The 14,231-nt window shown below is 74.8% G+C and carries 12 protein-coding genes; 3 read left to right on the forward strand and 9 right to left on the reverse strand.

What is annotated here, in order from left to right; all coding sequences use genetic code 11:
• Positions 1-17: 17 nt before the first annotated feature.
• From H7344_RS05230 to H7344_RS05250, 5 genes are all read right to left on the reverse strand, one after another.
• Complete coding sequence (locus H7344_RS05230; protein WP_186344938.1) at positions 18-1,508, reverse strand: carboxyl transferase domain-containing protein; 1,491 nt, start codon at positions 1,506-1,508, stop codon at positions 18-20.
• 180 nt (positions 1,509-1,688) lie between these two features.
• Positions 1,689-2,951 (reverse strand): HNH endonuclease signature motif containing protein, encoded by a 1,263-nt coding sequence (locus H7344_RS05235; RefSeq protein WP_186344939.1) that lies wholly within the window; start codon positions 2,949-2,951, stop codon positions 1,689-1,691.
• Between the two features lie 138 nt (positions 2,952-3,089).
• Positions 3,090-4,082: an NAD-dependent epimerase/dehydratase family protein gene (locus tag H7344_RS05240; RefSeq protein WP_186344940.1), complete on the reverse strand. Its 993-nt coding sequence runs from the start codon at positions 4,080-4,082 to the stop codon at positions 3,090-3,092.
• 14 nt (positions 4,083-4,096) lie between these two features.
• The gene (locus H7344_RS05245; protein WP_186344941.1) at positions 4,097-5,557 is read right to left on the reverse strand and encodes a M1 family metallopeptidase; all 1,461 of its coding nucleotides are present in this window, start codon (positions 5,555-5,557) and stop codon (positions 4,097-4,099) included.
• 9 nt (positions 5,558-5,566) lie between these two features.
• The gene (locus tag H7344_RS05250; RefSeq protein ID WP_186344942.1) at positions 5,567-6,124 is read right to left on the reverse strand and encodes an RNA polymerase sigma factor; all 558 of its coding nucleotides are present in this window, start codon (positions 6,122-6,124) and stop codon (positions 5,567-5,569) included.
• Between the two features lie 40 nt (positions 6,125-6,164).
• Between H7344_RS05250 and H7344_RS05255 the strand changes: the two genes are divergently transcribed.
• Entirely contained in the window at positions 6,165-7,679 is a 1,515-nt protein-coding gene (locus H7344_RS05255) for a serine/threonine-protein kinase (RefSeq protein ID WP_186344943.1), read from the forward strand.
• A 24-nt stretch (positions 7,680-7,703) separates the two neighbouring features.
• Here H7344_RS05255 and H7344_RS05260 read toward each other — a convergent pair whose 3' ends face one another.
• Positions 7,704-8,357, reverse strand: coding sequence for a hypothetical protein (locus tag H7344_RS05260; protein WP_186344944.1), 654 nt, complete (start codon positions 8,355-8,357; stop codon positions 7,704-7,706).
• Positions 8,358-8,404: 47 nt separating this feature from the next.
• Between H7344_RS05260 and H7344_RS05265 the strand changes: the two genes are divergently transcribed.
• Positions 8,405-9,919, forward strand: coding sequence for an amidohydrolase (locus H7344_RS05265; RefSeq protein ID WP_186344945.1), 1,515 nt, complete (start codon positions 8,405-8,407; stop codon positions 9,917-9,919).
• Between the two features lie 12 nt (positions 9,920-9,931).
• On the opposite strand, the gene H7344_RS05270 is transcribed toward H7344_RS05265, so the two are convergent.
• From H7344_RS05270 to H7344_RS05280, 3 genes are all read right to left on the reverse strand, one after another.
• Complete coding sequence (locus H7344_RS05270; RefSeq protein WP_186344946.1) at positions 9,932-10,903, reverse strand: SGNH/GDSL hydrolase family protein; 972 nt, start codon at positions 10,901-10,903, stop codon at positions 9,932-9,934.
• A gap of 118 nt (positions 10,904-11,021) precedes the next feature.
• On the reverse strand, positions 11,022-11,651 hold the full coding sequence (locus H7344_RS05275) for a fasciclin domain-containing protein (RefSeq protein ID WP_186344947.1): 630 nt from the start codon (positions 11,649-11,651) through the stop codon (positions 11,022-11,024).
• 85 nt (positions 11,652-11,736) lie between these two features.
• Entirely contained in the window at positions 11,737-12,939 is a 1,203-nt protein-coding gene (locus H7344_RS05280; protein WP_229707030.1) for a PucR family transcriptional regulator, read from the reverse strand.
• Positions 12,940-13,076: 137 nt separating this feature from the next.
• Between H7344_RS05280 and H7344_RS05285 the strand changes: the two genes are divergently transcribed.
• Positions 13,077-14,207, forward strand: coding sequence for a ferredoxin reductase (locus tag H7344_RS05285; protein WP_186344948.1), 1,131 nt, complete (start codon positions 13,077-13,079; stop codon positions 14,205-14,207).
• The last annotated feature ends 24 nt before the right edge of the window (positions 14,208-14,231 follow it).

The following is a 14,231-nucleotide window of genomic DNA, read 5'->3' on the forward strand; positions in this document are numbered from 1 at the left end:
TTCGGCCTGGCCCGGGCCTAGACGTACCGGCGCGCGCGGTCGGCCGGGCTGCCCGGGCCACGGTCCAGCAACGCGGCGAGCTCGTGCTCCAGCACGGCCCCGACCCGGCGGCAGAACGCCTCCGCCTCGTCGGCCGCGTCGGGCCGCTCGGCGACGATCCGGTCGACGATGCCGAGCCGGTGCAGGTCGAGCGCCCGCACCTGCTGCTTGCGCGCCATCTCGGGGGCGTGGTCGAGGTCGCGGTGCACGATCGCACTGGCGCCCTCCGGCGGGAGCGGGGAGAGCCAGGCGTGCTGGGCCGCCACGACGCGGTCCGCCGGCAGCAGCGCGAGCGCGCCGCCGCCGTTGCCCTCGCCGAGCATCAGGCACAGGGTCGGTGCGTCGAGGGTGACCAGGTCGGCGAGCGAGCGGGCGATCTCGCCGGCGAGGCCGCCGTTCTCCGCGTCGGCCGACAGGGCGGCGCCGCGGGTGTCGATGACGGTGACCAGCGGCAGGCCGAGCTCGGAGGCGAGCCGCATGCCGCGGCGGGCCTCACGCAGCGCGCCCGGGCCCATCGGCTGCTCGGCGGTCTGGCCGCGGCGGTCCTGGCCGAGGAACACGCAGGGCGCCTCGCCGAACCGGACCAGCCCGATGAACAGCCCCGGGTCCTGCTCGCCCTGACCGGTGCCGTTGAGCGGCACGACCTCGTTGGCGGCGTACCGCAGCAGCCGGCGCACGCCCGGCCGGTCCGGCCGCCGCGAGCGGGTGACCGCGTCCCAGGTCTCGACGTCCGGCGCGGTGCCGGGGTCGTCGTACGTCGCCTCGGCGTCGAGCGTCGTCGGCGTGATGCCGCGGCGCGGGGCGAGGATGACCGTCAGCGCGCGGTCGAGGATCTCCGCGATGTCCTCGGGGGCGACGACGGCGTCGATGATGCCGCGGGAGTGGAGGTTCTCGGCGGTCTGGACGCCCTCGGGGAACGTCTTGCCGTAGAGCGCCTCGTAGACGCGCGGGCCGAGGAACCCGAGCAGCGCGCCGGGCTCGCCGACGGTCACGTGGCCGAGCGACCCCCACGACGCCATGACGCCGCCGGTGGTGGGGTGGCGGAGGTAGACGAGGTACGGCAGCTCGGCCGCCTTGTGCGCGGCGACGGCCTCGCTGATGCGGACCATCTGCACGAACGCCGGCGTCCCCTCCTGCATGCGGGTGCCGCCGCTGACCGGCGCCGCGAGCAGCGGGAGACCCTCGCGGGTCGCGCGCTCGATGCCGGCCACGATCCGGTCGGCGCTGGCGCGGCCGATCGACCCGGCCAGGAACCCGAACTCGCCCACGATCACCGCCACGCGACGCCCGCGCATCAGGCCCTCGCCGGTCAGCACCGACTCGTCGACGCCGCTCTTCTCCTCGGCGCGAGCCAGCTCCGCGGCGTACTCCTCGGAGATGCCGGGCCGCTCCGGCCGGGTGTCCCAGGAGACCCACGAGCCCTCGTCGAGCACCAGGTCGATCAGCGCGGCAGCATTAGGTCGGCCCATGCTGCGAACCTAACCGCTCGCGCTCGCTGCGCCCCCAGCGACCGTTGACGAAGGTTCCCCCGCCCCCGGGCAACCCCTGCCGAATCATCCGCCCGCTTCCGCTGGTCGAGCAGCAAACCTTGGCGACCGTCGGCGTGACCCGGTGCGCAAGGCGAGGCGCGCTGTGGCCGACCTGCCGGGCTATGTCCGCATGTGGAAGGTGACCTGGTTGTCGGGGTGGATGGTGGTCTCGAACCGTGGGTCGTGGATGCGGGCGTGGTGCTTCGGGCACAGCAGCCGGGCGTTCTTCATGTCGGTCTTGCCGCCGGTGAACCAGCTGTCGTCGTGGTGGGCGTGGCACAGGTGAGCGGGCCAGTCGCAGCCGACCGCGGTGCAGACCCGCTGGGTGATGACCAGCCCGAGGCGTTGTGCGCCGTTGAACAGGCGGGCGGTGCGGCCGAGGTCGAGCAGCTCGGACCGGCTGCCCAGCACGGCCGGGATCAGGCCGGCCTCGCACGCCATGCGTCGGGCGAGGGAGGCGGAGATGGGTTCGCCGGTCTCGAGGACCGCGCGGCCGATGTCGCTCTTGAGGCCGGTGAAGTCGAGGAGCACGATGATCGAGGCGTTGAGGCCGCCGAGCTGGGGCAGCTTGTCCGCCGGGAGGCGTTCGATGAGCTCGCAGAACGCGTCACCCATCCGTTCCGGTGACGGTCGCCGCTCGGCGACCTCCGGTGCGTCCTCGTCCCTCGTGGCTGCTTGGTGCTTGGGCGCGGCGAAGGCGAGGAGCATCTTCTTGAGCATGGCGCCCTGCATGGTCGGGATGGAGAACTTCCCGCGGTAGCTGCCCTTCCCGTCGGGCGCCATCGTCAGCCACGCGTTGGCGCGGGCCTCGCGCTCCTCGCGCTCGAGGGCGCGGGCGTCGCGTTCCTCCCCGATCTCAGGAGCAACCACCGTGAGGACGTGCTTCGCGAGGATCGCCAGCGACTTCGGGTCCAGGTCGAGGGCCTCGTGCAGCAGGTGCTTCTCGGCTCGCTCTGGGATCGAGGCGTCGTCGAGGTCGTCCGGGAGCCGGTCGACGCACTCGGTGATGACTCGGGCGTGGTCGGTGCTGATCGCGCCCTCCGCCAGGGCGGCCGACGTCGGGGCGTGGCGGTCGAGCGACTCCGCCAGCCGCATCCGGCGCTTGGCAGCCGCCCGGTCCTGCTTCGTCTCGTGGCCCCACCACGACGCGGTGTCGGTCGCGCCGACCTTGTCGCCCACCGCGCGCCGGTCTGCTTCCGCGGCGAGGCGGAGCTCGAGCGCCTCGACGCGAGCGCGCAGCCGGGTGGCCTCGAGCAGCGCCTCGGCGACCTCGGTGTCCGACATCGACCACAATCGCGCGTCGGCGGTCGTTGCCACCTTCTTGTGGAACTTCGCGACCGCGCGACACACCGGGTGCGCACTGTGTCGGGAGTCCTTGGCCATGGGTCTACTCAAGCAGCGACCACCGACAGTGACGGCGCTGTTTCCCCAGGTCGGACCAGTATGCGGACAACAATCTGAGGAACTTCTCGGCAGGTTTCGAGACGGACCTGGCGGCCCCCTCGACCTGCCAGGAACGGGTCAGAGGGCGGCGAGGACGGCGGCCTCCTGAGCGCGGGTGAGGCCGGTGACGGGGGCGTCGGGGTTGGCGCGGAGCCAGGCGAGGGTGTCGCGGGCGGTGTCCTCGACGGGGCGGAGGATGAGGCCGGCGGCGAGGGACGGCTCGACGTCATGGGCGAGGAGGCCGTCGTAGGCCGGGCGCGGCAGCCACAGCGGCAACGACCGGTCGCCGGCCCACGGCTGCACGTCGTGCGCCTCGAGGTCGGCCGCTGGGGTCCACCGCAGCAGGGCGTCGCCACCGCCGGAGCCGAGCGCGACGGCGGCGAGGAGGTCGCGGATCGAGGTCGTCTCGCCGACCCCGTCGAAGTCGCCGACGGTCCGCTGCTCGGCCAGCGTGACGAGCCACGCGGCGAGGTCGCGCACGTCGATGACCTGCACGACGTCCTCGGGGTCGCCGGGCGCGAGCACGGTCGGGGCGGAGGCGACGTCGGCGAAGCGCGCCGGCCAGTAGGTGAACCGCCCCGTGGGGTCGCCCGGCCCGACGATCAGCCCCGGCCGGACGATCGAGGCCGAAGCGGCGCCGTCGCGGACGATCGACTCGCAGGCGACCTTCATCGGGCCGTACGCGTCCGGGTCGGTGGCGAGGTCGGCGTCGTCCTGGAGCGGCTCGCGCAGCGGCAGGGTGCCGGGCCGTCCGCCGGGCGTCGACTCGTCGGCGTACACGTTGATCGTCGACACGAAGACCCAGTGCGCGTCCGGCACGGCGGCCACCGCGGCACGCACCCAGGACGGCTGCCGCGCGACGTCCACGACCGCGTCGTACGCCGCGCCGAGCGCCTCGGCCACCGCCTGCGGCGACGACTGCGCACGGTCGAGCTCGACGTGGGCGACCCCGTCCGGCAACGAGCCCGACGTGCCGCGGCACGCGCAGGTCACCTCGTGCCCGCGGGCGACCGCCTCCTCGGCCACCGCACGCGAGAGGAACACCGAGCCGCCGAGGACGAGGAGCCGCATGGCGACAGCGTGCCTCAGGACCGCGGCGGCGTGGTGGACCCCATGAGCCACGCGTCGAAGAACGACGTCAGCTCGAGGTCGGTGTGGTCCTCGACCCAGGCGAGGTACTCCTCGCGGTCGGCGGTGCCGTTGTCGCGCGACGCGGGCCACGCGCGGACCATCGCCCAGAACGCGTCGTCGTCCCCGTCGCGGGCCACGAGCCGCTCGCGCAGCTCGTGCCACATGAGCATCGGGCCGTAGTAGATGTTCGACTCGCCGAACGCCCGCGGGTCGAAGGCGCCGGGCGGGCCGGCCTCGGCCCGCTCGACGATCTCGCGCTCGGCGTACGCGTCGAGCAGCCGGTCGAGGCCGGGGCCCTCGTGCTCGGCCTGCCAGAGGACCTGGAGGTACATCGCCATGCCCTCGTTCATCCACACGTCGCGCCAGTCCTCGGGCGTGACCTGGTTCCCGTACCAGTGGTGCGCCAGCTCGTGCACGACCACCGGCGCCGAGAGCGTGTAGTCGCTGATGCCGAGCGTGATCATCGTCTGGGTCTCCATGCCGCTGAGCGACTCGACCAGCACGGCACCGGCGGTGTCGTACGGGTACGGCCCGAGGCGCTCCTCCAGCCACGCCAGCTCCCGGGCCATCGTCCGGGCGCCGCGGCCCAGCTGCGGCCGGTCGCGCGGCACCCACCAGGTGACGGGCACGCCGCTGGCCGAGGTCGCCTCGGTGCTGGTGTAGTCGCCGGTCGCGACCGTCACGAGGTACGCCGCCGCCGGCTCGGCCATGCGCCACCGGGTGACCGTCCGGCCGTCGCGCTCCTCGCGGGAGACCAGCTCGCCGCCGGCCACCCCGGTCCAGGGGCTCGGCACGCTGACCGTGATGTCGTAGAGCGCCTTGTCGGAGGGGTGGTCGTTGACGGCGTACCAGGTGTAGGCGCCGTACGGCTCCTGCATCGTCCAGGTCCAGCCCTCGTCGGTGGTGGTCCACCCGGTGGTGCTGAAGTCACCGCGGGTCGTGGGCGCGGCGGCGGGCTCGGGCGTTCCGGCGTACGCCACGACCACCTCGTGGCGCTGGTCCTCGACGACCTCGTGGTCCAGCACCAGGTCCTTGCCGGCGTGCCGCCACTCGACCTCCTCGCCGTCGACGGTCACCGACCGCACCGTCAGCTCGGGGGACAGGTCGAGCTGCACGCTGTCGTCGTCCGCGGTCGCGCGGAACGTCAGCCGCTCGCGCCCGTCGAGCACACGCTCCTCGGGGTCCCAGTCCAGCGACAGGTCGTAGTGCAGCGCGTCGACGCCGGGGTCGCCGACGTCGGGGTAGACCGAGTCCTCCCGCGGCTCGTTGACCGCCAGGTCCAGCGCGTCCGCGGGCGCCTCGACCGGCGGCGGGTGGGCCGCCGGCTCCCGCGGCTCGTCCGGCGCGTCGACGGTGCAGCCCGCGAGGAGCGCGGCGACCAGCAGGCCGCACCCGAGCGGCGTACGCCGCCTCACCGACGCGCCTCAGTCATCGGCGCGCAGCATCGGCCGCACGAGCTTGCGGCCGTGGTGGACCTGCGCCTTGACCGTGCCGGTCGGCAGCCCGAGCAGCCCGGCGATGTCGTCGTACGCCAGGCCGTAGACGTCGCGCAGCAGCAGCGGCTCGACCATCTGCGGGTGCTCGCGCTCGAGGGTCTCCATCGCCTCCAGCAGGTCGAGACGGGTGCCGGCGATGACCGAGGTGGTGCGCGGGTCGGGCCGCTCGGCGGGCAGGACGTCGCTGGCGACGGCCTGGTTCTTCATCCGGCGGTACGTCGACCGCGCGCTGTTGACTGCGACGACGTGCATCCACGTGGTGAACCGCCCGCGGCCACCCCACGACCCGATCTTGCCCGCGATGTTGAGCAGCGCCTCCTGGCAGGCGTCCTCGGCGTCGGCGAGGTGCGGCAGCACGCCGCGGCACACGTTCAGCGCCCGCGGCCGCACCGCCGTCAGCAGGTCCTCGAGCGCGTCGCGGTCGCCGGCCTGCGCGCGGCGCGCGAGCTCGTCGATGTCGTCCGGTGTGGGCGTCTCGGTGGCCATGGCTGGTGTCCTCCCCCGTCGCCTGCAACATAATGCCGGGGTGTCCACGCCCGCCCGTCTCGGCCGCTACGCCGTGCGCCGACGCCTCGGCTCCGGGGGCTTCGCGACGGTCTGGCTGGCCTACGACGAGCAGCTCGACAGCCCGGTCGCGGTCAAGGTGCTGGCCGACAACTGGACCGAGGACTCCCACGTCCTGCGACGGTTCGTCGAGGAGGGCCGCTACCTGCGGCGGGTCGAGTCCCCGCACGTCGTCCCCGTGTACGACGCCGGCGAGCTCGACGACGGCCGGCCCTACCTCGTCATGGCGTACGCCGACCAGGGCACGCTCGCGGACCGGCTGGCCGCCGCCGACGGCACTGACGGTCCCGACGGTGCAGGCGTCCCCGGGCTGACCGTGTCGCAGGCGGTCGAGGTGGTCCGCCAGGTCGGCGCCGGGCTGACCGCGCTGCACGCCCGCGACATCCTGCACCGGGACGTGAAGCCCGCCAACGTGCTGTTCCGGACCGTCGACGGCACGGTCCGCGCGATGCTCGGCGACCTCGGGCTGGGCAAGGCGCTCGACGTGTCCTCGCGGCTGACGATGGTCGCAGGCACGCCCACCTTCGTCTCGCCCGAGCAGGCGCAGGCCGAGCCGCTGGACGCGCGCGCGGACCAGTACTCCCTCGGCGCGCTGGCCTACCTGCTGCTCGCCGGCCGGGCGCCGTACACCCACACGACCCTGGGTGCGGCCGCCGCGCCGGCTCCGCCCCCGCCGCTGTCGACGCCGGAGCGGCCGTTCCCCGACGCCACCGACGCGGTGGTGCGCCGGGCGCTGGCGGTCGACCGGGACGAGCGGTACCCGGACGTGGCGGCGTTCGTCGAGGCGCTCGAGGCGACCCTCGACTGCGTGGCCGCCGCTCCTGCGCCCTGGCTGCCGCTCGACCCCGAGCTGACCCAGCCCGGTGCCCGGCCGGCCCCGGCACCGGCCGCCGAGCCGCTGCCGCCCCGGATGTCACAGCCGCCCCAGCCGAGCGCGCCCCCAAGGCCCTCGCGCCGCCGGTGGGCCGTCGCGGCGGTCCTGGCCGCGGGCGCGCTGGTGGCCGGCGGCGCGGCCGGCTACGCCTGGCAGGCCGACCGCGAGGGTGAGGTCCGGCTGACCGACGACGAGGGCAGCCTGAGCGTCGCGGTGCCGGGGGACTGGGAGCGCTCCGTGGCGACCGACGGTTGGACGCCGCCGACCGGCGACGCGGCGTACCCCGCCCTCTCCGTCGGCACCCGCACCGACTGGAACGACCCGGCGACGCCGGCCGAGGGCGTCTTCCTGGGGCTGTTCCCCGGCACCCGGTTGCCGACGACGATGCCGCAGCACCCCGAGTGCGGCGAGGCGCAGGAGCCGGTCACCGAGACCTCCGGGGACCCGTCGACGACCGTCGTCCACACCGGCTGCCCCGACGGGGTCACCGTCGAGCGGGTCGTCCAGGTCGCCGACAACCGGCTGCTGTGGGTGCAGGTGCGCAGCGACGACCGGGCGACCGCCAACCGGGTGCTCGACAGCGTCGAGACCCACGGCATCTGAGGTCCCGGAGGCCTGGGAAGGCCGTCAGGAGCTGGCGGCGCGACGCACCATCCGCTCCGCCAGGTCCGCCATCCCGAGCCGGTCGCGCTCGCGCCCGATCACGGCGACGGTCGCGTAGGCGGTGCGGCCGTCGAGCGAGAGGAACCGCTCCATCGCCACGCGGCGGTGCCGGGCGGTCACGTACGTCGCGGTGAACCCGTCCCGGGTCTGCGCCTCGACCACCAGGTCCTCGACGTCGGAGGCGCCCTCGAGGGCGTCGAGCCGGTCGCGCAGCGCGGACTCGCGGGTCTGGAAGCCGGTGACGAGCCGTACCCGCAGGAAGTAGGCGTGGTCGGTGGGCTGCCCGGGCGGGAACCACTTCCACTCGCCCTGCGAGGAGTTGCTGCGCAACCACCCGGCCGGCACCGGCAGCCGCAGGCCGAACGGCGGGATGCCGAGCTCGACCGGCCGCAGCGGCACGCCCGGCTCGAGCTTGGGCGTGTCGGGATCGGGCTCGACGAGCGGCGGCGGGTCGACCGGGTACGACGGCGACACGGCCGGCACCGGGGCGGCCGTCGCCGACGTGCGCGGCTCCTCGCGCGTCAGCACGCCGACCAGCGCGCCGCCCGCGAGCCCCACCGCTCCGGCGACCACGACGACGACCGCGAGGACCGCGGCCCCCGGACGTCGCGTGCTCATGGCGCCCGAGGGTAGACGGGTTCGACCCCGCGGCTACGTTCTGCCCCATGACCAGCCTGCTGCTGCGGAACGCCCGCGTGGTGCCACTTCGCCCCGAGGACGCCGCGGCCGTCGGCCCGGACCCGGTGGACCTGCTCGTCGAGGGCGGCGCGGTGACCGCGGTCGGCCCCGGCCTGGCCCGGCCCGCCGGGGTCGAGGAGGTCGACGCGGCCGGCCGCTGGCTGGCCCCCGGCCTGTGGGACCAGCACGTCCACATGGCGCAGTGGACGCTCGCCTCGCAGCGGCTCGACCTCGGCGCGACCCGGACGCCCGAGGACGTCACCCGCGCCGTCGCCGAGCGCGTCGCCGAGCAGCCCGACCACCCCGTCATCGGCTGGGGCCACCGCTCCGGCGGCTGGGACCGCGAGGTCACCGTCTCCGAGCTCGACGCCGTCTCCGGCCACACCCCCGTCGTCCTCATCAGCGGCGACGGCCACCACGCCTGGCTCAACACCACCGCGCTGCTCCACCTCGCGATGCCGGTGCGCGACTCGGTGGTCCGCGAGACCGAGTGGTTCGCGGTCTACCCGCGCCTCGTCACGCTCGTCGGCAACGACGGCACCTCGCCCGAGGCCTACCGCCGCTCGCTCGAGGCCGCGGCCGCCCTCGGCGTCGTCGGCATCGTCGACTACGAGTTCGGCCGCGGCCCGCTGGAGTGGGTCGAGCGGTGGAACGACGGCGCCGACCTGCTGCGCGTGCGCGCCGCGTCGTACGTCGAGACGCTCGACGAGGTGCTCGCCGCCGGCCTCCGCACCGGCGACCCGCTCCCCGGCGGTGGCCCGCGGCTGACCATGGGCTCGCTGAAGATCATCAGCGACGGCTCGCTCAACACCCGCACCGCGTGGTGCTGCGAGCCGTACGGCGACGCGCACCGCCTCGAATACCCCGCCGGCCAGCCCAACCTCTCCGGCGACGAGCTGCGCGAGCACCTCGGCCGCGCGCACGCCGCCGGCCTCGAGGTCGCCACCCACGCGATCGGCGACGCCGCCGTGGCCGAGGCGCTGGCGTCGTACGCCGCCACCGGCGCGCGGGGCTCCATCGAGCACGCGCAGATGGTCGGCCGCGACGACGTGCGCCGGATGGCCGAGCTCGGCATCCGCGCCAGCGTCCAGCCCGCGCACCTGCTCGACGACCGCGACATCACCGAGCGGATCTGGGGCGACCGGTCCGCGCGGTGCTTCGCGTTCCGCTGGATGCTCGACGACGGCGTGGAGCTCGCGCTCGGCTCCGACGCGCCGGTCTCGCCGCTCGACCCGTGGCTCGCGATCGCCGCGGCCGTCCACCGCAGCGCCGACGACCGCGACCCGTGGCACGGCGAGCAGGGGATCACCGCCCGGGAGGCGCTCGCCGCCTCCGTCGACGGCCAGCCGACCGTCGCCGTCGGCTCCCGCGGCGACGTCGTCCTCCTCGACGCCGACCCCCTCGCCGACCACCCCACCACCGCCGACGCCGGCGCCGCCCTCCGCTCGATGTCCGTCGCCCTCACCGTCGTCGGCGGGGTCGTCGTCCACCGGGACCTCTAACCCCGGCGACGGTCAACCAGCGGAGGTGAGCTTCTCCAGCACCAGCCCGGCGACGGCCTCCTGCTCGACCTTGAGCGGGTGGTAGGCGAGGGCGGTGGCGGCGCTGGTGACGCGGCCGTTGACCCAGGGGTCCTCTGAGCAGACGTCGTGGCCGTCGCTGGCGGCGTAGGTGTCGACGTACGCCACGTCCACCCGCTCGGCGGCCCGCTCCTGCACCTGGGCGAGGAGTCGGGCCATCCGGGCGGCGAAGGGGTGGTCGCCCTCGGCGAGCGGCAGCAGCTCGGGGCAGGTGGCGTCGGCGGGGACGATCTCGGGGTAGCCGACGACGACCACCTCGGCCTCCGGCGCGCGCTGGCGGACGCCCTCGACGACGGCGGCGAGCCGGTCGCCGACGGTGCGGATGTTCGCCTCGAGCTCGGCGACGCCGTCGCGGCCGAGGGCGGTGCGGCAGGGCGCCCCGTCGCGGTCCTGCGCGGCGGCGCGGACGCAGGTGCCGGTGAGGGTGCTGTAGATGCCGAAGTCGTTGCCGCCGATGCCGATCGTCACCAGGCTCGTGTCGGGCTGAAGCGCGTCGAGCTGGGGCGGCACGACGCCGCCGCCGAGCACCCGCTGGCTGCCGATGAGGCTCGCGGTGTCCGCGCCGGTGCAGCTGACGTCGGTGAGCTCGGCGCCGAGCGCCTCGGCCACCTGGGCGGGGTAGTTCTGCGCGGAGCGGAGGCAGCGCTGGTCGGCGGTCGGCCCGGCGAGCGGGGCGGCGGTGAAGGAGTCGCCGAGGGCGACGTACGTCGGGTAGCGGCCGGCCTCCGGGGTGGCCAGCGGGCTCGGGCCGTCGCTGCGCGGGATGCTCGAGGAGGGGGCGACCGGCGTCGCGTCGGGCTCGGCTCCCGCGTCGTCGCTCCCGCTGCAGCCGGCGGCGAGGGCGGCGAGCAGCACGGTCGGCAGCAGGGCGGTCCGCAGGCGGCGGGCTGTCGTCGTGGGGGTCACGGGGTCTCCAGGCGTCGGGCGGTGTCGGCGTTCGGTGCCCGAACCGGGCCGGTCCCACGAGCGCGACCGGGCGGGACGGACGTCACGTCCGCCCCGCCCGTGGGGGTGGGGTGTCGGCTCAGAGGTCGACGGGGCGCAGGACGCGGTCGATGGCGTGGGCGACCTGCTTGTTGCCCTTGTTGATGTCGAGCACGACGACGCGCGGGTTGCGGTCGTCCTTGTCGGCGTCGAGCAGGGTGACCTTCCCCTCGATGACGTGGACCTTGATGCTGCCCCCCTGGGCGGTCCGGACGCGCTTCCCCTCGGCCGCGAGGACCTTGGGGGAGGTCAGGGTCTTGCCGGCGACCACGTGGTAAAGCAGCACGGTCTCGATGGTGTCGACACCGAGCTTGGCGACCTGCTTGAGGGTCTTGGTCTCGGTCTTCGGCGCGAAGCCCTTGAGGTCCTTGACCAGCAGGCGGAAGGCCCGGTCGGTGGGGACGAAGGCGGTGGCGCGCTGGTCGCCCTGGGTGAGCAGCCCGACGGGGCTGTCCGGCTTGGCGTCGAGGACGGCGAGGACGGCGGCCTCGGTGAGGTCGAAGTCCTTCCAGCTCTTGTCGAGCTTCGTGCCGTCGGCGCCGAGGACGGCGGCGAGGCTCTTGTCGCCGGCCTTCGCGGCGGGCGCGGCGGAGGCGGGGGTGACCGCCCCGGCGACGACGGTCGAGGTGGCCAGGGCGGCGACAGCGGCAGTGGCGATGCGGTGCTTCATGGGTCTCTCCCTCTCGAGTGGTGTGTCGTGCTCGGTGCGGGAGGGATTCGCCGTGCGGGTCCGACCGGATTGGATGAATTTTCTATCAGTTCTCGGGTGTCGGGTCCGGCTCCGGCTCGGCGACGCCCAACGCGAGCGTGAGGTCCAGGACGGTCCGCGGGTCCTCCAGCCGGTCGCCGTACGCCTCGCGCAGCTGCCCGAGGCGGTAGCGCACGGTCTGCGGGTGCACGAAGAGGTCCGCCGCGACGTCCTCGCGGCGACCCTGGTGCAGCAGCCAGGAGCGCAGCGTCTCGATCAGCTTCTCGGCGGTCGCGGGGCGGAGGTCGGCCAACGGCGCGAGCGCCCGGGCGCGCAGGTCGGCCAGCGCGTCGGGGTCGGCGGTCAGCACGAGCGTGGGCAGGTGCGCCTCGGTGTCGTCGCGCAGCCCGAGCGCGTGCGCCCGCCGGGCCCGGACGTACGACGCCCGCACCTCCAGCCACGGCCGGGACGGGCCCACCACGGCTCCGCGACCCCGCAGCGTGCGCAGCAGCGCGCCGCGGGACCGCCCGTGCGCGTCGGGCACGAGCAGCACCCCGACCTCCTCCGCGCCGCTCGCCTCCCCGGCCTCGAGCGTCCCCGGCGGGACCATGCCGAGCACCGGCCGGACCTGCGAGCGGGGGACCAACACCGCGGTCAGCGTCGTCGGCGGCGGCCAGTCGGCGCGCTCGGCGGCCTCGAGCACGGCGTCCTCCGGCGAGCCGTCGAGCAGCGCGCGCGCCACCCGCTCGAGCAGGCGGGTGCGGACGCGACCGGTCGTGGCCAGCTCGTCCTCGTGGCCGGCGACGCTCGCCGCGGACAGCTCGTCGATGTAGGCGAAGACCAGCTCCGCGAAGGCCGCCAGCGTCTGCCCGTCCAGCCCCGCGTCGACCGCCCGTGTGGACATCTCGCGCCACGAGACCCGCGCGCCGATGCGGTACGCCGCGAGCAGCGCGTCGGTGGTCCGCCCGCTGCGGGCCTCGCCCCGGCCGAGCTGGTAGGCGCCCTCCATCGCCGGCGCGGGCGTCCGCAGGTCGACGCCGCGGCGGCCGGACGCGAGGGTCAGGAAGCCGCCGAGGGCCAGCTGCACCGCGTTGCGGATGGTCTCGCCCATCGACCCGTCGAAGGCGGCGACGTAGCTGGGCACCTCCTCGACGATCGTCTGCACCACCCGCTCGGCGACGTCGGGCAGGTCCTCGCGCATGGCGGCGACCGCCTGCGGGGACAGGTGCAGGGCCGGCGCGGGGAGCTGCCGCGGCTCTCGTCTGACCACCGGTGGCCTCCTCCTGCCCGGAACGGGCGTGCTCTCGCGCGTTCGGGCCCCAGTTTGTCACCTGCGAACAACAAGCGCAGCCCGGTTCACGTCACTCGCACAGGAGTTTGGCACTCCCGTGCAGGACACTGGAAGACATGACCACCGCCGCCGCACCGCTGACGCCCGGTGGTGGCCGCACGCTCCGGAGCGCCCTACGTCGCTTCGCCGAGTCCGCGGTCACCCCGCTGGAGCTCGACGACGTCCTCGACGTCTTCCACCCGCTGCGCGCCGGCGCAGAGCTGCGGGGCCGGATCGTCCAGGTCCTGCCCGAGACCGACGAGTCGGTGACGATCGTCCTCAAGCCGGGGCGCGACTGGGCCGGCCACGTGCCGGGCCAGTACGTCCGGGTCGGCGTCGACGTCGAGGGTGTCCGCCTCTGGCGCACCTACTCCCTGACCCACGGCCCGCGCCCGGACGGATGCATCAGCATCACCGTCAAGGCGATCCCGGGCGGCGTCGTCAGCAACCACCTCGTCCACCGCGCCCGCAAGGGGCAGATGCTCCAGCTGGCGCAGGCCGAGGGCGAGTTCGTGCTGCCCCAGCCGCTGCCCCGCAAGCTGCTGCTGGTCACGGGCGGCTCGGGCATCACGCCGGTCATCGGCATGCTCCGCAACCTGCACTCCAAGGCCGTGGCGCCGGCGACCGACATCGTGCTCGTGCACGTCAACGCCTCGGAGTCGGCCGCGATCTTCCGCGGCGAGCTCCGGGCGCTCCACGCCTCGGGCCGCATCTCGCTCGTCGAGCGCTTCGACGACACCCACGGCGTGCTCGACGTGGCGCTGCTCGCCGAGCTGGTGCCGGACCTCGACGAGCGGCTCACCTATGCCTGCGGCCCGGCCGGGCTCCTCGACGCGCTCGAGCAGCACCACGCCGACCGCGGCCTCGAGCTGACCACCGAGCGGTTCCGCCCGGTCGTCATCACCCCCGCCGACGGCGAGGGTGGCGGCACCGTGACGCTGACCGGCTCCACGGGCGGCGGCACCGAGATCGAGCTCGACGCCACCACCCCGATCCTCGACGCCGCCGAGCAGGCCGGCGTCCTCATGCCCAGCGGGTGCCGGATGGGCATCTGCATGGCCTGCGTCCTGCCGATGCGCGAGGGCGCCGTGCGCGACCTGCGCAACGGTGCGCTGACCGTCGCCGTCCCCGGCGAGACCGGTCCGCAGGGCGTCCCCATCCAGACCTGCATCAGCACCGCCGCCGGCGCGTGCTCGATCGACCACTGAGCGTCCCGCTCGAATCCAGCACTG

The organism is Nocardioides deserti, assembly GCF_014266025.1.
Taxonomy (GTDB): Bacteria; Actinomycetota; Actinomycetes; order Propionibacteriales; family Nocardioidaceae; genus Nocardioides; species Nocardioides deserti.

Coding starts and splice junctions, on each gene's coding strand:
- H7344_RS05275 (WP_186344947.1), bottom strand. CDS start 11,651: ATGAAGCACCGCATCGCCACTGCCGCTGTCGCCGCCCTGGCCACCTCG.
- H7344_RS05240 (WP_186344940.1), bottom strand. CDS start 4,082: ATGCGGCTCCTCGTCCTCGGCGGCTCGGTGTTCCTCTCGCGTGCGGTG.
- H7344_RS05260 (WP_186344944.1), bottom strand. CDS start 8,357: ATGAGCACGCGACGTCCGGGGGCCGCGGTCCTCGCGGTCGTCGTCGTG.
- H7344_RS05235 (WP_186344939.1), bottom strand. CDS start 2,951: ATGGCCAAGGACTCCCGACACAGTGCGCACCCGGTGTGTCGCGCGGTC.
- H7344_RS05250 (WP_186344942.1), bottom strand. CDS start 6,124: ATGGCCACCGAGACGCCCACACCGGACGACATCGACGAGCTCGCGCGC.
- H7344_RS05285 (WP_186344948.1), top strand. CDS start 13,077: ATGACCACCGCCGCCGCACCGCTGACGCCCGGTGGTGGCCGCACGCTC.
- H7344_RS05265 (WP_186344945.1), top strand. CDS start 8,405: ATGACCAGCCTGCTGCTGCGGAACGCCCGCGTGGTGCCACTTCGCCCC.
- H7344_RS05230 (WP_186344938.1), bottom strand. CDS start 1,508: ATGGGCCGACCTAATGCTGCCGCGCTGATCGACCTGGTGCTCGACGAG.